Source organism: Serratia sp. MF1(2023), from assembly GCF_030954545.1.
Taxonomy (GTDB): domain Bacteria; phylum Pseudomonadota; class Gammaproteobacteria; order Enterobacterales; family Enterobacteriaceae; genus Serratia; species Serratia sarumanii.
This window is the reverse complement of record NZ_JAVHUX010000014.1, coordinates 68,088-84,832: the sequence shown is the minus strand read 5'-3', so window position 1 is coordinate 84,832 and position 16,745 is coordinate 68,088. Positions and strand designations below refer to the sequence as shown.

Genomic DNA, 16,745 nt, shown 5'->3' with positions numbered 1-16,745 from the left:
AGAACGGAATGGGTATGGTAGAAACCTGCTACGGGCCGGTAGAACAAGAGGTTATGGCGCGTGCCGGGAACATCCGCCTGTTGATTTGCGACGTTGACGGCGTGCTGTCGGACGGCCTGATCTTCATGGGCAACAACGGTGAAGAATTGAAAGCGTTCAACGTGCGCGACGGCTACGGCATCCGCTGCTTGAAAACCTCGGACATCGAGGTGGCGATCATCACCGGTCGCTCCGCCAAGCTGCTGGAAGACCGCGCGCAGACGCTCGGTATCACCCATCTGTATCAGGGGCAGTCCGATAAGCTTTTGGCCTTCCGCGAACTGTTGGATAAACTGTCGTTAACGGCGGATCAGGTCGCCTATATCGGCGATGACCTGATCGACTGGCCGGTGATGGCGCAGGTCGGCCTGGCGGTCGCGGTGGCGGACGCCCACCCGCTGCTGACGCCGCGCGCCCACTACGTCACCCGCATTGCCGGCGGCCGCGGCGCGGTGCGCGAACTGTGCGACATCATTCTTTTGGCTCAAAATAAGCTGGAGGACGCCAAAGGGCTGTCGATATGAGTAAAACCAAACTGTGGATCACCATCCTGTTGACGGTGATCGTTCTGGCGCTGATCGGCTGGAACATGACGGATTTTAGCGACGACACGGCCCCTGGCCCGGTCAACGATCAGGATCCGACCTACCAGAGCCAGCACACGGTCACCGTGGTGTACAACCCGGCCGGCAAGCTGAATTACAAACTGGTGGCGGAAGACGCGAAGTATTACACCGCCGGCGAGCTGAGCTGGTTCACCCAGCCGGTAATGACGCTGTTCGATGAGAATGCGGTGGCCACCTGGTCAGTTCGCGCCGATCGCGCCAAACTGACTAAAGACCGGATGCTGTATCTGTATGGTCACGTCGAGGTAAACAGCCTGACCACCACCTCGCAGCTGGAAAAAATTAAGACGGACAACGCTCAGGTAAACCTGGTCACCCAGGACGTCACCTCCGATGACGAAGTCACGATTTACGGGACCAATTTTACCTCTAACGGCATGAAAATGCGTGGGAACCTGCGGACCAAAACCGCTGAGCTGATTGATAAGGTTAAGACCAACTATGAAATTCAGAACCAAAAACCAACTCCGTAACCTGTTGCTCGGCAGCTTAGTTTTGGCCGCCAGCGCCCCCGCTCTGGCGCTGAAATCCGACTCCAGCCAGCCGGTAAGCATCGACTCGCTCAAGCAGTCGTTGGACATGCAGAGCAACGTCAGCACCTTCACCGACAACGTGGTGATCAAGCAAGGCACCATCGATATTCGCGCCGACAAGGTGGTGGTCACCCGCCCGGGCGGAGATCAGAATAAGACCTATATTGAAGCGTTCGGCAACCCGGTAACCTTCTACCAGATGCAGGACAGCGGCAAGCCGGTCAAAGGCCACGCGCAGAAAGTGCGTTACGACGTGGCGACCCAGCTGGTGACCCTGACGGGCAACGCCTATCTGGAGCAGCTCGACAGCAACGTGAAAGGCGATCGCATCACCTATCTGGTGCAACAGCAGCAAATGCAGGCGTTTAGCGACAAAGGCAAACGCGTGACAACGGTTCTGGTACCGTCGCAGTTGCAAGACAAAAACGAGCAGAAAAAGAGTAACTAATCACTTATGGCAACACTCATCGCAGAAAACCTGGCGAAAGCCTACAAGGGCCGTAAAGTTGTCGAAGACGTCAGCCTGAAAGTGAAATCCGGCGAGATCGTCGGCCTGCTCGGGCCGAACGGCGCCGGTAAAACCACCACCTTCTACATGGTGGTCGGCATCGTGCCGCGCGACGCCGGGCGCATCGTGATCGACGAAGAAGACATCAGCCTGCTGCCGCTGCACGCCCGCGCGCGCCGCGGCATCGGTTACCTGCCGCAGGAAGCGTCGATCTTCCGCCGCCTGAGCGTGTACGACAACCTGATGGCGGTGCTGGAGATTCGCCCCGACCTCACCAGCGAACAGCGCGAAGACCGCGCCAAGGAGCTGATGGAAGAGTTCCATATCTCCCATCTGCGCGACAGCCTTGGCCAGGCGCTGTCCGGCGGTGAGCGTCGCCGCGTCGAAATCGCCCGCGCGCTGGCGGCCAACCCGAAATTCATACTGCTGGACGAACCCTTCGCCGGGGTGGATCCGATTTCCGTTATCGATATCAAGAAAATCATCGAGCACCTGCGTGACAGCGGCCTGGGCGTGCTGATCACCGACCACAACGTGCGCGAGACGCTGGACGTGTGTGAACGCGCCTACATCGTCAGCCAGGGCAAACTGATTGCCCACGGCACGCCGGATGCTATTCTGGCCGACGAGCAGGTTAAACGCGTTTATCTGGGCGAAGAGTTCCGCCTCTAAGCGCCGGCGCACCCTGCGGGGCGACACCGTTAACGGAAGTAGACAGAAAACTATGAAGCAAGGTTTGCAACTCAGGCTCAGCCAACAGCTGGCCATGACTCCTCAGCTCCAGCAGGCGATCCGCCTGCTGCAGTTGTCCACGCTTGAGCTTCAGCAAGAAATCCAGCTGGCGCTGGAGAGCAATCCGCTGCTTGAACAGACCGATCTGCACGACGAAATCGACGCCAAAGAAACCCAGGAGACCGAGGGGCTCGATACCCGCGAGGCGCTGGAACAGAAAGACATGCCGGAAGAGCTGCCGCTGGACGCCACCTGGGATGAGATCTACACCGCCGGCACGCCGTCCGGCACCGGCACCGACTACAGCGACGACGAACTGCCGGTCTATCAGGGCGAGACCACCCAAACGCTGCAGGATTACCTGATGTGGCAGGTGGATCTGACGCCGTTCTCCGATACCGACGCCGCCATCGCCACCTCCATCGTCGACGCGGTGGACGACACCGGCTATCTCACCGTGCCGCTGGAAGACATTCTGGAAAGCCTGGGCGACGAGAACGTGACCCTTGAGGAAGTCGAGGCGGTATTGAAGCGCGTGCAGCGTTTCGATCCGATCGGCGTCGCCGCGCGCGATCTGCGCGATTGCCTGCTGGTGCAGCTCTCCCAATACGCCAAAGACACCCCTTACCTGGCCGAAGCGCGGCTGATCATCAGCGACCATCTGGATCTGTTGGCCAACCACGACTTTCGCAGCCTGATGCGATCAACCCGGCTAAAAGAAGATACACTGAAAGAAGCGATGCTGCTGATTCAGTCGCTCGATCCGCGCCCGGGGCAGTCGATCAATACCGGCGAGTCGGAATACGTGATCCCGGACGTGCTGGTGCGCAAGACGCAGAACAAATGGACGGTCGAGCTCAACGGCGACAGCGTGCCGCGTTTGAAGATCAATCAGCAGTACGCCGCGCTGGGCAACAGCGCCCGCAGCGAAGCCGACGGCCAGTTCATCCGCAGCAACCTGCAGGAAGCCAAGTGGCTGATTAAAAGCCTGGAGAGCCGCAACGAGACGCTGCTGAAGGTCACCCGCTGCATCGTCAGCCAACAGCAGGCGTTCTTCGAGCAAGGCGAAGAGTTTATGAAACCCATGGTGCTGGCGGATATCGCCCAGGCCGTGGAGATGCATGAATCGACGATCTCGCGCGTCACCACGCAGAAGTTTCTGCACAGCCCGCGCGGCATTTTTGAATTGAAGTATTTCTTCTCCAGCCACGTGAATACCGACAGCGGCGGCGAAGCCTCCTCGACGGCGATCCGCGCGTTGGTGAAGAAATTGATTGCGGCGGAAAACCCCGCCAAGCCACTCAGCGACAGCAAGCTGGCCACCCTGCTCGCCGATCAGGGGATCATCGTGGCGCGGCGCACCGTCGCCAAGTACCGAGAGTCTTTGTCCATCCCGCCGTCGAACCAGCGTAAACAGTTGGTTTGACCTCTATTGAGAAGGAAGACACTATGCAGCTCAACATTACCGGACACCACATCGAAATCACCGATCCGTTGCGCGAGTTCGTGAACAACAAGTTCGCCAAACTCGAACAGTATTTTGATCGCATCAATCAGGTGTATGTTGTATTAAGTGTGGAAAAAGTGCAGCAAATTGCGGAAGCAACGGTGCACGTGAATGGAGGCGAGTTGCACGCCACCTCGGAAGACGAGAATATGTATGCCGCAATTGATACGCTGATCGACAAATTGGCACGTCAATTGAACAAACATAAAGACAAATTGAAGCAACACTGACACCCTAACCCACTCCATGAGGCGGCATCCGTCGCCGCCTCGCCCTTCGGCGCGTGACCCGCATGGGTGACGCGCCGAACGGTAATCAGGGTTAAAACCGACGAAAAACCGCCTTGCCGGGTGCGCCCGGCGGCGCGGTTTTAAGTGAAGATGAGATGAACAACGAATATATGCAATTAAGCTCGGTGTTAAACATCGAGTGCACCAAAAGCTCGGTACACTGCACCAGCAAGAAGCGGGCTTTGGAAATTATCAGCGAACTGGCCGCCAAACAGCTCAATCTGCCTTCGCAGGTGGTGTTTGACGCGGTTCTCACCCGGGAGCGCATGGGCAGCACCGGTATCGGCAACGGTATCGCCATTCCCCACGGCAAACTGGAAGAGGACACACTGCGGGCCGTTGGCGTGTTTATCCGTCTCGACCAACCCATCGCTTTCGACGCTATCGACAACCAGCCGGTCGACCTGCTGTTCGCGCTGCTGGTGCCTGCCGATCAGTGCAAAACCCATTTGCATACCCTGTCGCTGGTCGCCAAACGCCTGGCCGACAAAACCGTATGCCGCCGCCTGCGCGCCGCGCAAAGCGACGAAGAACTTTACCAAATCATCACCGAGTGATGCCCGGCCGGCGTGACTTCCAGCCCGGATAACGTTACTGTTTCACGATGATGGATCCGGCCTCGGCCGGAATAACAAAGTTTCCACCGGTGGCGATGAACGCCGCCGCGATGCCAGGGGAGTTGCCACATGGTGCTGATGATTGTCAGCGGCCGTTCCGGTTCAGGAAAATCCGTCGCCTTGCGGGCGCTGGAAGACATGGGTTTTTACTGCGTTGACAACCTGCCGGTGGTGCTGCTGCCGCAGCTCGCCAATACGCTGGCGGAACGCAATATCTCCGCGGCGGTCAGCATCGACGTGCGCAACATGCCGGAATCGCCGGAAGTGTTCGAATACGCGATGACTCAGCTGCCGGACAGCTTCTCGCCGCAGCTGCTGTTCCTCGACGCCGATCGCAACACGCTGATCCGCCGTTACAGCGACACCCGCCGCCTGCACCCGCTCTCCAGCAAAAACCTGTCGCTGGAAAGCGCCATCGACGAAGAGAGCGATCTGCTCGAACCGCTGCGCTCGCGGGCTGACCTGATTATCGATACCTCGGAAATGTCGGTGCACGAGCTGGCCGAAATGCTGCGCACCCGCCTGCTGGGCAAGCGTGAGCGCGAGCTGACCATGGTGTTCGAATCCTTCGGCTTCAAGCACGGCATCCCGATCGACGCCGACTACGTGTTCGACGTGCGCTTCCTGCCGAACCCGCACTGGGATCCGAAGCTGCGGCCGATGACCGGTCTGGATAAGCCGGTCGCGTCGTTCCTCGATCGCCATACCGAAGTGCACAACTTCATCTACCAGACCCGCAGCTACCTGGAGCAATGGCTGCCGATGCTGGAAACCAACAACCGCAGCTACCTGACGGTCGCCATCGGCTGTACCGGCGGCAAGCACCGCTCGGTGTACGTGGCGGAACAGCTGGCCGATTACTTCCGCTCGCGCGGCAAGAACGTGCAGTCGCGCCACCGCACGCTGGAAAAGCGCAAACAATGACGGTCAAACAGACGGTTGAAATCAAAAACAAGCTGGGCATGCACGCGCGCCCGGCGATGAAACTGTTCGAGCTGGTGCAAAGCTTCGACGCCGAAGTGATGCTGCGCAACGAAAGCGGCACCGAAGCCGAGGCCAGCAGCGTCATCGCGCTGCTGATGCTGGACTCCGCCCAGGGCCGGCATATCGAAGTCGAAGCGACCGGCCCCGACGAAGTCAACGCACTGGAGGCGGTCGTCGAGCTGTTCAACTCCGGGTTTGATGAAGATTAGCCGCTGAAGCCCTCCCGCGAATGCGTCGCACCGACGCGTTCGTTCTCTTTGCCTTCTCTCCCTGACACGATCTCCCGCTTTTCACTTTGCGTATCCGCTTCCAAAGTCAGCCGTAACTGCCTGTAAATGCGAAGTATTGATTTACCCGCACGGCGCTAACCGCAATAGTATGCAACGACAAAAACGGGCTGCGGCCGGGTATTTCTCTCTCACTGTGAGCGGGGATGATAAGTTTACAATTTGTGAACACCTAAGACAGTCGCTATAATGTTCACTAGGCAGGAATCGAGGGAACGATGCATATCATTTCCAGGGAGCCGTTCAATAACGCAACCAAGCAATATCCTAATGAAGCCGCTGCTCTCGAGGCCATTTATAAAGCGTTGCGACGCGGCGAGTTCCGCACGCCGGACGAGTTAAAAGCGCTTTTTCCTTCGCTCGATCGTATGAAATACAAAGAGAAATGGTGGGTCATTGACGTCGGCGGCAACCACCTGCGGATTTTGTTCTTCGCCAGCTTCGAGACACAGAAAGTCTTCATAAAGCATATCGTTAGCCACGCTGAGTACGACAAGCTGATGCAGCACTATCGAAGGAGTTCATCATGATTACAGATGCCATTAAGGCCGCCGATGCGCTGCTGCGCGCCGTGCCCTTATTGCAGGGCAGCAGCTCTCAGCAAGACTACCGGGAAGCGCTCGAATTGGTGGAATATTTGCTGGAAAACGATGAACACCATCCGCTGATTGACATGCTGGCAAAAAAAATCGCCGAATATGAAGATAACAGCGCCGAATTTACCGCATTCAACCAGCGTATCGCCCAACTCCCGCAAGGAGTGGCCGCGCTTCGCGTATTGATGGAACAACACCAACTTAGCCAAAGTGATTTTGAACATGAGATCGGTAAAAAGTCGTTGGTCAGCCAAATCCTGAGTGGCAAAAGATCGCTGACCATTCCGCACATTATGGCGCTGGCCAAACGCTTCAATCTGCCCCCGGCCCTCTTCCTGCCGGAAGCGGATTAGCCACTCAGCTCCGGCTCAGGCAGTCCAGCGCCACCGCTTTAAAGCTGTCGAAGCTGTCGCTGCTCAGCAGGCGGCTCATTGAGCGTTCACGCACGAAGGTGACAAACAGCTCGTAGATCGCCATCGCCTCTTCATAGTCGCTCTTGCTGATCGCCAGCAGGAAAATCACGTGCGCGACCTCGCCTTCTCCCCAGGCGACGCCCTGCGGCGCCAGCAGCGTCACCACCACGGTTTTTTTGGCCAGCAGCCCCAGCGAGTGCGGCAGCGCGATGCCCTCGCCCAGCAAGGTGGAGACGATCGCCTCGCGTTCGACCACCGACGGATAAAAGTCCGCGCCGACGTACCCTTCCCGCTCCAGCTGGCCGCACACTCGGCTGAACAGTTCCGCCTGCGTCAGCGGCTCGTTGAGCACCATGAAATGCTCGGCGTCGAAAAACTTCTCCAGCATGTACGGTCGGGTGCGATCCACCAGCACCAGCTTGCCCAGCTGCTCCAGCTGGTAATCGGTTGGGAACGGCGACATCACCACCACCGGCTTGTTCTTTTCGCCGATGCGGGCGTTGGAAATCACGAAGTCTTCGTCGATATGCGCAAGCATCTCGTAATCGCGCAGCGAGACGATGCGCGTCATCACCAACTGCGGATACTTACGCGCAATCTGCGCCTGGATCATGCGCACCGTCGAGTTGCCGGTATCGCACACCAGCATCACCTGCGGGTGGCGTTCATAACCGATGTTGTAATGCCGCTCCAGCCCCACGCCGATGTGCAGCACCAGGTAGCCTATCTCATTCTCGCTCAGGGTATAGGGGGTGTATTTGCCCCAGCTGGAGACCGCCGCCAGCGTCACGTCGTAAGCCATCGGATAGTGCTGCTTGATGTTGGCCAACAGCGGATTGGGGATATTGATCTGGTATTTCACCCGCGTAATCATGGTCTTGATATGGGTGAGCAGATCGGCCCGCAGCTGCTCGTCGCCCTGCAGGTTGTAGTTATAGTGTGCGTTGATGTAGGACAGGATGTAGTCCACCAGCGCTTCTTCATCGTCGGCGTTGATCTCGGTCGGCTGCACGTCCTGCACGCGCCGCGCGGCGATATTGACCCGCAGATAGGCCTCTTCGGCCATCGAGATCTCTTTGCCGGAGGCCGAACGCAGTTCCGCCGCCAGGCGGGTCGATACCTGGCGCACCGCGTCGTCGCCGTCTTCCACCTCGAAGTCCGGCAGCGGATAGCCGTCGTTGATGCGCCGCAGCGCCACCGCGCAGTAGAAGATCAGGTACTGCTCGCCCTCGTCGGTCAGGCGAATGGCGTATTGCGACAGCAGCGGGTGCAGCAATCCGGCGAACGCCGCTACCTGCGGCTGCAGCAGGATCTCGTTATTGAGCAGCGGGTTCTCGGCGTCGGCCAGCTGCAGTTGGAACAGCAGATCGGTCAGGCAGGCGCGGATCGCCATCTCCGTGCCGAACAGCTTCATGCCGTAACGCGGCTTGGTTTCAATCGTCAATTGATAGTGCGCCAGACGCTCTCTCACCTCAGCCATGTCGTTTTGCAACGTACCGCGGCTGACGAACCACTCGTCGGCCAGATCTTCCAGTTTAAGGGAGAAGGCTGAGGTCAAAAAACGCACCAGCAGATAATGCACACGCTCCTGCGCGCTGCGCGGGGTGGCATGCTTGCGGCGCTCCTGATGCTGCAGGGCGCTGAACAGCGCGGCGTTATCGACCTGCAGGCGATAGCCGGCACCGCGGTTATGCACGAAACGCGCGCCGTATTTGTCCAGAATCTCGTTCAGCGCGGTGATGTCCGCCCGCACCGTGCGGGTGGACACGGCGAAACGCTTCGCCAGCTCATCCTGCGGCAAAGTCTCGGTTTGCAAAGCATCGAACAAGTAAGCCAAACGCGGGTAAGGAAATCGCACCATTCTGTGTCCGTCAATCAGGCGACCCGCCCGGCGAACCGGGCGGGCCACGGGTTACTTCGGCGGCGGCAGGAACGCCATTTGCGAGGGGCTGCCGATCGGCAGATAACCGCCCACAAAGCTGAGTTTGCCGTCCGTCGGGTTTACGCTGAAGCGGGTAACGTTATCGCTGCGCTGGTTCAGCGCATACAGATAGCGGCCATCCGGGCTCAGCGCCAGCGAACGCGGGTAATCGCCGCGCGTCCAGGTTTCCGCCACCGGTTTCAACTCACCGCCGGCGCCCACGCTGAACTGGGCAATGCTGTTATGCAGCCGGTTGGCGACGTACAGCGTGTCGCCGTTCTTGCTGAGCGCCAGCCCCGAAGCGAAGCTGGTGCCCTGATAGTCGGCGGGCAGCGCGGAAACCGCATGCAGTTGTTTCAGAGTACCTTTTTGGCGATCAAAACGGTAGCTGGTCAACGTCGAGGCCTCTTCGTTCACCAGCAGCACGGTTTCGCCGTCCGGATGGAACACAAAGTGACGCGGACCCGCGCCGGCGGAAGAGGCGGCGATCCACGGCGGATCGTTCGGCGTCAGCCGGCCGCTCGCGGCGTCAAAGCGCCATTGGTAGATGCGATCCAACCCCAGATCGGTGGAGAACACGAACTTGCCGCTCGGATCGCTGGCGATCATATGGGCATGCGGGCCGTTGTGATCGCTGATGGCGAAGCTGCCGTTCACCGCCGTCGCCGGTTTGGCCGCGCCCGCGGGGCCCTGCTGTTGCTGCACCGAGCTGGCGGCGCCCAGGCTGCCGTCCGCTTCGATCGGGAAAGCCGCCACGCTGCCGCTGACGTAGTTGGCCACCAGCAGATGGCGCCCGTCCGGCATCGATGAGAGATACACCGGCCCCGCTCCCTGCGAATCCACCTGGTTGAGCTGCGTCAGGCCTCCGTCGGCCGGATTGACCCGGTAAGCGGTGATGCCGCCGTGCTTGCCGCCGTTGAAATCGGCCACTTCGCTGGCGACATACAGCGTCTTGCCATCAGCGCCCAGCGTCAGCTGCGCCGGATTCGGCACTTTGCTGACCAGCGTAACCTGGCTCAGCGCGCCGCTGGCCGGATCGACCTGCACCCGGTAAACGCCTTCGCCGTTGGGATTGTAGGTGCCGATATAGGCGAAATGAGATGACGTGGAATTCATTGCATCCTCAGCATGCAGCGCCGGGCCGGTCACGGCCAGCAGCGCCAGGAACAACGCGGTGCGTCGGGTTGGAGCCTGCCAGTTTCGCATAGTTATCCTCAGACCTGAGTATAGGTAACGGCGCGGCATGCCGCGCCAGGGGAAAACCTTCGCCTCCCAGCCTTTACCTCATCCCATTGCGCGTTCAGCAGCCCACCAGCTTTTTGGTCATCGCCAGCAGGGTTTTCACGTCCTGCGGGCGCGTGTCGCCGCTGGCGGCGTCGATGATCGAACTGTAGATATGCGGGATCACGCGTTTCACGCCGGCCGCCAGCGCGATCTCGACGATCGGCTCGTAGTTCTCCAGATCGATGCCGCCGGTCGGCTCCAGCATAAAGTCATGCTCGGCGCAGGCCTTGGCTACGTACTGATATTCGTCCTTGCACTTCAGGCCGCCCATCGGGAAATACTTGATGGAGCTGCCGCCCATGTCTTTCAGCAGGGCGATGGCGGTTTCCACCGGCACGATGCCGTCCGGCGCCGCGGCGCTCAATGGGCCGGTAGAGATCTTCACCCAACCGACGCGGCCGGTCGGCGACACCAGGCCGTTGACCACGCTGTCGTTCTGGCCCAGCAGCGCGCGGCTGGCGCCAACGCCGGTAAACACCTGGTTGACGTGCTGCGGCTGCACCTGCTGAGCGATCAGGCTGACCATCGCCGACTGCTTCGGATCGCCGGCGCCCAGTCCGACCGAGAGCGCGTTGTCGATCAGGCGCGCATAGCGCAGCATGTCGGTCACCGCGCTGTCGACGTCCGGGTAGTTCTTGGAGAGCACGCCCACCAGCACATGGCCTTCCGCCGCGGCGTAGATGTCCTGCGCGTTGGCTTTGGAGCCGGCCAGCACGTTCAGGCAGACGCGGTCACGATAGTAGTTAGGCTGCAGCTTCATGCTTGTTTCTCCGTAAACAGGTTTTTGATACAGGTAAAGACGGTCATCAGCTGTTGCTCATCGACGCTGCGCACGTCGACCTCAATCTTGCCCTCGTTGGCCTTGTAGCCGCGGAAGTAGATGGCGATGTCGCCGGTTTTCAGCGCCTGGACGATGTCATAGGTCGACCGCCCCAGCACCGCTTCGTCGAAGGCGATCTCGGCGCGGGCGATATCGCGGCCGGCGCTGTCCCAGACGGTTCTGGCGCTGACGCCGGTCAGGGTGTTGAGGCTGTCGAGGAACGGCGTCATCCGCGCCACCATCTGTTGCCCGGTGGTTTTCTCAAGCGTCAGATAGCTTTCGATCGCCTGCGTCAGGCCGAGGATGCCCTCTTTGCCGACCTTCATCGCCCGGCCGATGCCGCCGGACTGCAGCTTCACCCACTCGACGTACTGTTTCTTGCCGATAACCAGGCCGCTGGTCGGCCCCTCGATGGCTTTGGCGCCGCTGTAGATCACCAGATCGGCTCCCATCTGGTAGTAACACATCAGATCTTCTTCCGCCGCGGCGTCGACGATCAGCGGCAGGTTATGCTTGCGCGCCACCACCGCCGCCTGTTCGACGGACAGAATGCTTTTCTGCACGCAGTGGTGCGATTTGACGTACAGGATCGCCGCCGTCTGCGGCGTGATGCAGGCTTCAATCTGCTCCGGCGAACATTCGTTGGCGTAGCCCGCTTCCACCACCTTGCCGCCGCCCAGCGCCACCATGGTGTCCACCGGCGCGCCGAAGTTGACGTTGTGGCCGCGCGGCAACACGATCTCACGCGGCACGGCGATCGGCGCCGAGTGCAGGTTCACCAGCAGATTGGCGTTATCTTTGACGATCACCGCCGCCACCGACTGGGCGATGCCCGCCGAGGCGCAGGAAACGATCACCGCGTCCTCCACGTTAAGCAGATCGGCGATGTAGGCGCCGGTCTTGTTGACCAGATCCTTGATTTCGAAATAGTGATTCAGGCCGTAGTCAACGGCGTCGATCACATCCTGGCGCGGCGTGGAAACGCCGAGAATGGTCATGCGGCCGGAGGTGTTGATCACCTGCTTCAAACCGTATTTTTCATAAATCGAAGACATGGCTTGCCTCCCCTTGTTCGGTTAATAGGATTTCCCCGGCCACCACCGCGGCCAGCGGCACCAACAGCTGTTCGCCCTCGGCGGTTTGCCCTTCGGCGTCGGCGAACACCTGCGGTTCGCGGCGCAGTTCAAACAGCGTGAAATCGGCGTCATAGCCCGGCTCCAGCCGCCCTTTGCCGCTGAGCTGCAGCGCCGACGCGGCGTTCTCCGTCACGCAGGCGATCACCTGCGGCAGCGTCAGGCCGACGCTGAAAAATTTGGACATCACCGTCGCCAGGCTGTGCACCGGCCCGTTCATGCGGTTGCGGCAGTAAATATCGGAGCTGATGGTGTGCGGCAAAATGCCCAGCTTGATCGCCTGGCGCGCCACCTCGAAGCTGAAGCTGGCTGTGCCGTGCCCCACGTCGAGCAGCACGCCGCGCCGCAGCGCGCGCTGGATCGACTCGCGCAGCGTGCCCGCCGGCGTCAGAATGCGGTTCGGTTTGCCGTTGTAGCAGTGGGTGATGATGTCGCCACGGGTCAGCAGATCGGCGATCTCGTCCAGATCCGGCGGGTTGTTGCCGATATGCACCATCAGCGGCAGTTGGCGGTTTTCCCGCTGGATCTCTTTGGCCAACACCAGCGGCCGGGTGCCGTTCTTGCCCACCACGCTGCTGCTCATGCGCGCCTTGATGCCGATGATGAAGCCGGGATGATTGGCGATGGCCTGGCCGGCCTCGCGCTTGTCGATGTCCGTCAACTCCGCCAGCTCGTTCTGCCGCAGCAGGCCGATGCGCGAGATGTTGAGGAAGGCGAACACGTTGGTTTTGGCGCTGCGCGTCAGCTGATAAAAGGCGTCGATATCGTCGGCGCCGGTGCTGCCGGCATCGACTACGCTGGTGACGCCGCTGGCGACGCCGACCCGATCCGGCTCGTCATGGTAAATCGGCGAGTCGGGATAGCAGTGCACGTGCGCATCGATCCAACCGGCGCTCAGGCGGCAGTTGCCCGCCAGATCCAGTTGGCGAACGGCGCTGACGTCCGCCGCCAGCCGCCCGACCGAGGCGATTTTGCCGTCTTTCACCGCCAGATCGATCAGCGTGTCGTCCGCCAGTCTGGCGCCTCTGATTACTAATTCATACATACCGCATTGCTCCTGTTAGCCCGGGCGCCGCCGCATCGGGCGGCGCCTGGCGCAGGCCTCTCAAGAAATGGCTACCGGGAAGATCGCCCCCAGGATCATCGCGCCGAGGATCGCTCCGCCGGTGATCGGTTTACCCCAGATATAAAACAGCAGCGCGCCGAGCAGCGAACCGATGCCGATCGGGATCGAGGCGGTCATCGCCGACAGGATGATCAACGGCCCGAGGAAACGGCCCGACGAGTTGCCCGCGCCCATCATCACGTCCGCCCCGTAGGTGGAGTTGCTCTGATTGATGGTGAATTTGCGCGCCAGAATGATCACGTAACCGATCGCCAGGCCAATGACCAGGCCGGTCACCAGCGAAGCGGCGAAGTTGGCGACCGGGAACACGATGCCGGCCCCCAGCAGCAGCGCCGGCACGCCCAGCCCGACGCCGGTCTGGATCGCGCCGCCGATGTCCAGGATGCCCACCAGCGAGCCTTCGATGATGCGCGCGAACAGGAAGCTGGCGCCGAACGCCGCCACCGCGCCGTATACGCCGGTATCCATCCCCGCCCGCAGCATGGAAACGAACGCCACTTCGTTAAAGGCGCCGATGCCGTACAGGTAGTACATGTGCGTTCCGGCGAACACGCCGGAGGACAGCAGGCCAACAAAAATCGGGAATGACCAGTCGGCGTACCAGAAGCCTTTTTGGGTTTGCTCTTCCATCATCCCGCTCCTTATTTACCGCTCAGGGTGTTGTGAATGGCGTCCAGCCAGCCCGGCACGCCGAGGCTGAAGGACTCGAGAACTTTCATGTCGAAGCCGCGGAAGAAGCCGCTCAGCACGAACAGCAGCACGATCACCGCCATCATGATCTTGGTGATCTTGTTCCAGCCGCTCTCTTCCACGCCTTTGCCGATCAGAATGCCCAGCACCAGACCCGGCACGGCGTTGCCCATGATCAGCTGCGCCAGGCCGCCGAAGATGGTGCCCCAGAAGCCGGAACGGCGCCCGGCGTCGATCGCCGCCAGCCAGAAGATCACCGGCATCACGGTGTTCACCAGCAGGTTGGCCGCCGGCACCAGCACCTTGATCGCGGTGACCTGCAGCGCGGCCGGCACGGCGGAAGCGGTGGTATTGAGGAACGCCACCACCAGCATGCCGATGATGCCGCAGGCGATGGCCATTTTTTTCGGATCGTGCAGCGTTTGCGCCAGATTGCGGTTCTTGACCATCAGGGCCGCCGCGCCCCAGTGCGGGATGATGCGGTGGTCGACGTCCTGCGTGAAGGAACCCGCCGCCACGGAAGACGCCCAGGCGTTGAAGAAGAAGCCCAGACCGAATGAGAAGTGGGAAGCCGGATCGCCCTCGCAGGAATTCAGCTCGCCCAGGGTGCGAAACGCCCCCATGCCCTGTGTTGTCGGCGCGTGGAACATGCGTGCGGCGCCGGCCCCTACGCCGACCCCCACCAGCCCACCGATAATAATCGATTTAAATAAGATGATTAAAAACATCAGTATACCCTTTCATTTATGCTAACGTTTTTATTTCGTGACGAAGACAACCTTCTCGGTATTGATAATGGTTACGTTCACGGTTATTTCCAGAGAAACGGCATAGCTCTTTCTTTCACGCGGCAAAAAGAAGAAAAGAAATTTCTCTTTAGTTATTTTCTCTTCCGCTCTCACGACGCTGACGTCCTGCGGCTCGATACGCAGCAGAATATTGTTGGTGGACTTTAATACCGCACCCTGCACATTAGCCAAGGCGGAAGCAAAAGCTTTCGCTTTGCTGTCGCCTTTACCCTCCACCTTTACCGATGTGGTATATTGCTCTTTCATTATGGATTGCCATGTTTTTTGATGTAGGCTTCCACCAATTTCTGGCCCAACTCTTCTTTATCCATAAAGCCGAAGCCCAGCACGTTGCAGCCTTCGTTAATTGCCGTCACGCCCTCTTCCACCGAACGCATGCCGTATTTGGCTTTGTAGCCGTGTTTGGTTTGCGCGGTAATCGCGCCGGCGCCGCCGCTGCCGCAAAAAGAGATGCCCAGCTGCGCGTTTTCCGCTTTCATGACGTCACCCAGCTTCATATCCGCCGCCACGCCGGGGATAACCACCGCTTTTCCGCCTGCGTTTTCAACGCCCTGGCCGACTTTTTGCCCTTTACCCAAACGATCGCCGATCACTACGGTAATTTGACCCATGGTATATTCTCCTGATTGAAATCGATGCGTTAACCGCTATGCGTTATTATCTTTCGCCACTTCGAAGTGCACTGACAATAAATAGGCTTCTTCGATAGGCAATGTGCTAAACTGATTCACCACGCGCTCCGCCATTTGCATGGATTCGGCGGAGATTTCGTCGAACAACGATTTATCCACCTCCGGCAACGGCTCGCCGGTTATTGAACGCTGCACCATGGCGCGAATATGCGATTCCAGCATCTGTTGCTGCACCGCATTGGTATAAATATTTTCAGCATTCAGCATCGCGGCAATATCCGCCAACACCCGAGCGGTGATCTCACCGGCTGCGCTGACATCGGATTGTTCAATTTCTTTTATCGAAGCAGATCCATCATTCACTTTTCAGTACCCCTAGATCCCACATTAATCAGTAAGCCGTAAAGCGCATCACCTGAATAACCCGCTTTCTGTGATGTCTTTACCCTACCCCCGGTAGGATTTTCTGTGTAGACCGGTTTTTTCCAGTTCGAAGTGGAAATCGCATGACGCGCGGGGATCCATTTCGCAAAACGGCGCTGCGGTGAAAAAGTTAATGAGATAACAAATAGATAACCGGGCTAACCGTTTCTTTCGCCACAATTGACGATAAAAGCCTTCGTGATCGGGATCTCTTTCTTTTCTCGTCCCAACCGCCTACTATCAATGGGACAAATCGACATTACCCACACCCCCGCTCCTCTGGCGCGGGGGTGTTGCTTTGTGTTGTTTTTCCGAATTTATGGGTGCACAGACTGGCACCCTTTGATTTGACTGGAGAGTGGAATGACCAAACCCATCATTACTATTAATGAGCTGGATGCGGAACGCCTGGATGCGCTATTGGAACAACCGGCCTTTGCCAACACCGACGTCGCCGCCGCGCTGAACGACGAGTTGGATCGCGCGGAAATCCTGCCGCCGGAGAAAATGCCGGCCAACGTGGTGACCATGAACAGCCGCGTGCGTTTTCGCGATCTGCACACCGATGAAGAGCACGTGCGCACGCTGGTTTACCCGGCATCGCTGAAAGACAGCCACGATCAGCTGTCGGTGATGGCGCCGCTGGGCGCAGCGCTGCTCGGCATGCACGTCGGCAAGCAGATTTCCTGGCAATTGCCGAACGGTGAAGAAGCGCGGATTGAAGTGCTGGAGTTGCTGTACCAGCCGGAAGCGGCGGGCGAATACCACCGTTAAG

22 protein-coding genes are annotated in these 16,745 nt (G+C 59.4%); 12 read left to right on the top strand and 10 right to left on the bottom strand.

The features are described from left to right. Positions 1-8: 8 nt before the first annotated feature. From kdsC to REA38_RS08285, 11 genes are all read left to right on the top strand, one after another. A complete protein-coding gene (gene kdsC / locus REA38_RS08335; RefSeq protein WP_021505108.1) occupies positions 9-563 on the top strand; it encodes a 3-deoxy-manno-octulosonate-8-phosphatase KdsC in 555 nt (184 codons plus the stop codon). Further along, the gene (lptC, locus tag REA38_RS08330) at positions 560-1,138 is read left to right on the top strand and encodes an LPS export ABC transporter periplasmic protein LptC (protein ID WP_033654803.1); all 579 of its coding nucleotides are present in this window, start codon (positions 560-562) and stop codon (positions 1,136-1,138) included. The genes kdsC and lptC overlap by 4 nt, the downstream gene beginning before the upstream one ends. Next, on the top strand, positions 1,107-1,646 hold the full coding sequence (gene lptA / locus REA38_RS08325) for a lipopolysaccharide ABC transporter substrate-binding protein LptA (protein WP_004937045.1): 540 nt from the start codon (positions 1,107-1,109) through the stop codon (positions 1,644-1,646). The genes lptC and lptA overlap by 32 nt, the downstream gene beginning before the upstream one ends. 6 nt (positions 1,647-1,652) lie before the next feature. Then, complete coding sequence (gene lptB, locus REA38_RS08320) at positions 1,653-2,378, top strand: LPS export ABC transporter ATP-binding protein (RefSeq protein WP_004937040.1); 726 nt, start codon at positions 1,653-1,655, stop codon at positions 2,376-2,378. A gap of 52 nt (positions 2,379-2,430) precedes the next feature. Continuing rightward, positions 2,431-3,864, top strand: coding sequence for an RNA polymerase factor sigma-54 (gene rpoN, locus REA38_RS08315; RefSeq protein WP_033648997.1), 1,434 nt, complete (start codon positions 2,431-2,433; stop codon positions 3,862-3,864). A 23-nt stretch (positions 3,865-3,887) separates the two neighbouring features. Further along, positions 3,888-4,175 (top strand): ribosome hibernation promoting factor, encoded by a 288-nt coding sequence (gene hpf, locus REA38_RS08310; protein ID WP_004937038.1) that lies wholly within the window; start codon positions 3,888-3,890, stop codon positions 4,173-4,175. 155 nt (positions 4,176-4,330) lie between these two features. Continuing rightward, positions 4,331-4,792, top strand: a complete 462-nt coding sequence (ptsN, locus tag REA38_RS08305; protein ID WP_016930212.1) for a PTS IIA-like nitrogen regulatory protein PtsN — start codon at positions 4,331-4,333, stop codon at positions 4,790-4,792. A 129-nt stretch (positions 4,793-4,921) separates the two neighbouring features. Further along, on the top strand, positions 4,922-5,776 hold the full coding sequence (rapZ, locus tag REA38_RS08300; RefSeq protein ID WP_015379177.1) for an RNase adapter RapZ: 855 nt from the start codon (positions 4,922-4,924) through the stop codon (positions 5,774-5,776). Beyond that, complete coding sequence (gene npr / locus REA38_RS08295) at positions 5,773-6,045, top strand: PTS phosphocarrier protein NPr (RefSeq protein ID WP_033648996.1); 273 nt, start codon at positions 5,773-5,775, stop codon at positions 6,043-6,045. The genes rapZ and npr overlap by 4 nt, the downstream gene beginning before the upstream one ends. A 296-nt stretch (positions 6,046-6,341) precedes the next feature. Beyond that, positions 6,342-6,653, top strand: coding sequence for a type II toxin-antitoxin system HigB family toxin (locus tag REA38_RS08290; RefSeq protein WP_033636137.1), 312 nt, complete (start codon positions 6,342-6,344; stop codon positions 6,651-6,653). Continuing rightward, a complete protein-coding gene (locus tag REA38_RS08285) occupies positions 6,650-7,072 on the top strand; it encodes a type II toxin-antitoxin system HigA family antitoxin (protein WP_033636138.1) in 423 nt (140 codons plus the stop codon). The genes REA38_RS08290 and REA38_RS08285 overlap by 4 nt, the downstream gene beginning before the upstream one ends. A gap of 4 nt (positions 7,073-7,076) precedes the next feature. Here REA38_RS08285 and REA38_RS08280 read toward each other — a convergent pair whose 3' ends face one another. From REA38_RS08280 to REA38_RS08235, 10 genes are all read right to left on the bottom strand, one after another. Next, the gene (locus tag REA38_RS08280) at positions 7,077-8,993 is read right to left on the bottom strand and encodes a transcription antiterminator (RefSeq protein WP_033648995.1); all 1,917 of its coding nucleotides are present in this window, start codon (positions 8,991-8,993) and stop codon (positions 7,077-7,079) included. A gap of 51 nt (positions 8,994-9,044) precedes the next feature. Beyond that, positions 9,045-10,259 (bottom strand): lactonase family protein, encoded by a 1,215-nt coding sequence (locus REA38_RS08275; protein WP_308885636.1) that lies wholly within the window; start codon positions 10,257-10,259, stop codon positions 9,045-9,047. A gap of 94 nt (positions 10,260-10,353) precedes the next feature. Then, positions 10,354-11,097 carry a KDGP aldolase family protein gene (locus tag REA38_RS08270; protein ID WP_308885635.1) on the bottom strand — a complete coding sequence of 248 codons (744 nt, stop codon included), beginning with the start codon at positions 11,095-11,097 and terminating at the stop codon, positions 10,354-10,356. Further along, positions 11,094-12,212 (bottom strand): DgaE family pyridoxal phosphate-dependent ammonia lyase, encoded by a 1,119-nt coding sequence (locus tag REA38_RS08265; RefSeq protein ID WP_033636145.1) that lies wholly within the window; start codon positions 12,210-12,212, stop codon positions 11,094-11,096. Before REA38_RS08265 ends, REA38_RS08270 begins: the two co-directional genes overlap by 4 nt. Beyond that, a complete protein-coding gene (locus REA38_RS08260) occupies positions 12,196-13,335 on the bottom strand; it encodes an amidohydrolase/deacetylase family metallohydrolase (RefSeq protein ID WP_308885632.1) in 1,140 nt (379 codons plus the stop codon). Before REA38_RS08260 ends, REA38_RS08265 begins: the two co-directional genes overlap by 17 nt. 60 nt (positions 13,336-13,395) lie before the next feature. Further along, a complete protein-coding gene (locus tag REA38_RS08255; protein ID WP_033636148.1) occupies positions 13,396-14,046 on the bottom strand; it encodes a DUF4310 family protein in 651 nt (216 codons plus the stop codon). Between the two features lie 11 nt (positions 14,047-14,057). Beyond that, positions 14,058-14,834: a DUF4311 domain-containing protein gene (locus REA38_RS08250; RefSeq protein WP_004937006.1), complete on the bottom strand. Its 777-nt coding sequence runs from the start codon at positions 14,832-14,834 to the stop codon at positions 14,058-14,060. A 30-nt stretch (positions 14,835-14,864) separates the two neighbouring features. Beyond that, positions 14,865-15,161: a DUF4312 family protein gene (locus REA38_RS08245; RefSeq protein WP_033636150.1), complete on the bottom strand. Its 297-nt coding sequence runs from the start codon at positions 15,159-15,161 to the stop codon at positions 14,865-14,867. Further along, complete coding sequence (locus tag REA38_RS08240; RefSeq protein ID WP_033636151.1) at positions 15,161-15,526, bottom strand: glycine-rich SFCGS family protein; 366 nt, start codon at positions 15,524-15,526, stop codon at positions 15,161-15,163. The genes REA38_RS08245 and REA38_RS08240 overlap by 1 nt, the downstream gene beginning before the upstream one ends. A 36-nt stretch (positions 15,527-15,562) precedes the next feature. Further along, positions 15,563-15,889, bottom strand: a complete 327-nt coding sequence (locus REA38_RS08235; protein WP_374213779.1) for a glycine dehydrogenase — start codon at positions 15,887-15,889, stop codon at positions 15,563-15,565. A 444-nt stretch (positions 15,890-16,333) separates the two neighbouring features. Between REA38_RS08235 and rnk the strand changes: the two genes are divergently transcribed. Beyond that, on the top strand, positions 16,334-16,744 hold the full coding sequence (gene rnk / locus REA38_RS08230) for a nucleoside diphosphate kinase regulator (protein ID WP_004936993.1): 411 nt from the start codon (positions 16,334-16,336) through the stop codon (positions 16,742-16,744). The last annotated feature ends 1 nt before the right edge of the window (position 16,745 follow it).

Coding starts and splice junctions, on each gene's coding strand:
- kdsC (WP_021505108.1), top strand. CDS start 9: ATGGGTATGGTAGAAACCTGCTACGGGCCGGTAGAACAAGAGGTTATG.
- lptC (WP_033654803.1), top strand. CDS start 560: ATGAGTAAAACCAAACTGTGGATCACCATCCTGTTGACGGTGATCGTT.
- lptA (WP_004937045.1), top strand. CDS start 1,107: ATGAAATTCAGAACCAAAAACCAACTCCGTAACCTGTTGCTCGGCAGC.
- lptB (WP_004937040.1), top strand. CDS start 1,653: ATGGCAACACTCATCGCAGAAAACCTGGCGAAAGCCTACAAGGGCCGT.
- rpoN (WP_033648997.1), top strand. CDS start 2,431: ATGAAGCAAGGTTTGCAACTCAGGCTCAGCCAACAGCTGGCCATGACT.
- hpf (WP_004937038.1), top strand. CDS start 3,888: ATGCAGCTCAACATTACCGGACACCACATCGAAATCACCGATCCGTTG.
- ptsN (WP_016930212.1), top strand. CDS start 4,331: ATGAACAACGAATATATGCAATTAAGCTCGGTGTTAAACATCGAGTGC.
- rapZ (WP_015379177.1), top strand. CDS start 4,922: ATGGTGCTGATGATTGTCAGCGGCCGTTCCGGTTCAGGAAAATCCGTC.
- npr (WP_033648996.1), top strand. CDS start 5,773: ATGACGGTCAAACAGACGGTTGAAATCAAAAACAAGCTGGGCATGCAC.
- REA38_RS08290 (WP_033636137.1), top strand. CDS start 6,342: ATGCATATCATTTCCAGGGAGCCGTTCAATAACGCAACCAAGCAATAT.
- REA38_RS08285 (WP_033636138.1), top strand. CDS start 6,650: ATGATTACAGATGCCATTAAGGCCGCCGATGCGCTGCTGCGCGCCGTG.
- REA38_RS08280 (WP_033648995.1), bottom strand. CDS start 8,993: ATGGTGCGATTTCCTTACCCGCGTTTGGCTTACTTGTTCGATGCTTTG.
- REA38_RS08275 (WP_308885636.1), bottom strand. CDS start 10,259: ATGCGAAACTGGCAGGCTCCAACCCGACGCACCGCGTTGTTCCTGGCG.
- REA38_RS08270 (WP_308885635.1), bottom strand. CDS start 11,097: ATGAAGCTGCAGCCTAACTACTATCGTGACCGCGTCTGCCTGAACGTG.
- REA38_RS08265 (WP_033636145.1), bottom strand. CDS start 12,212: ATGTCTTCGATTTATGAAAAATACGGTTTGAAGCAGGTGATCAACACC.
- REA38_RS08260 (WP_308885632.1), bottom strand. CDS start 13,335: ATGTATGAATTAGTAATCAGAGGCGCCAGACTGGCGGACGACACGCTG.
- REA38_RS08255 (WP_033636148.1), bottom strand. CDS start 14,046: ATGGAAGAGCAAACCCAAAAAGGCTTCTGGTACGCCGACTGGTCATTC.
- REA38_RS08250 (WP_004937006.1), bottom strand. CDS start 14,834: ATGTTTTTAATCATCTTATTTAAATCGATTATTATCGGTGGGCTGGTG.
- REA38_RS08245 (WP_033636150.1), bottom strand. CDS start 15,161: ATGAAAGAGCAATATACCACATCGGTAAAGGTGGAGGGTAAAGGCGAC.
- REA38_RS08240 (WP_033636151.1), bottom strand. CDS start 15,526: ATGGGTCAAATTACCGTAGTGATCGGCGATCGTTTGGGTAAAGGGCAA.
- rnk (WP_004936993.1), top strand. CDS start 16,334: ATGACCAAACCCATCATTACTATTAATGAGCTGGATGCGGAACGCCTG.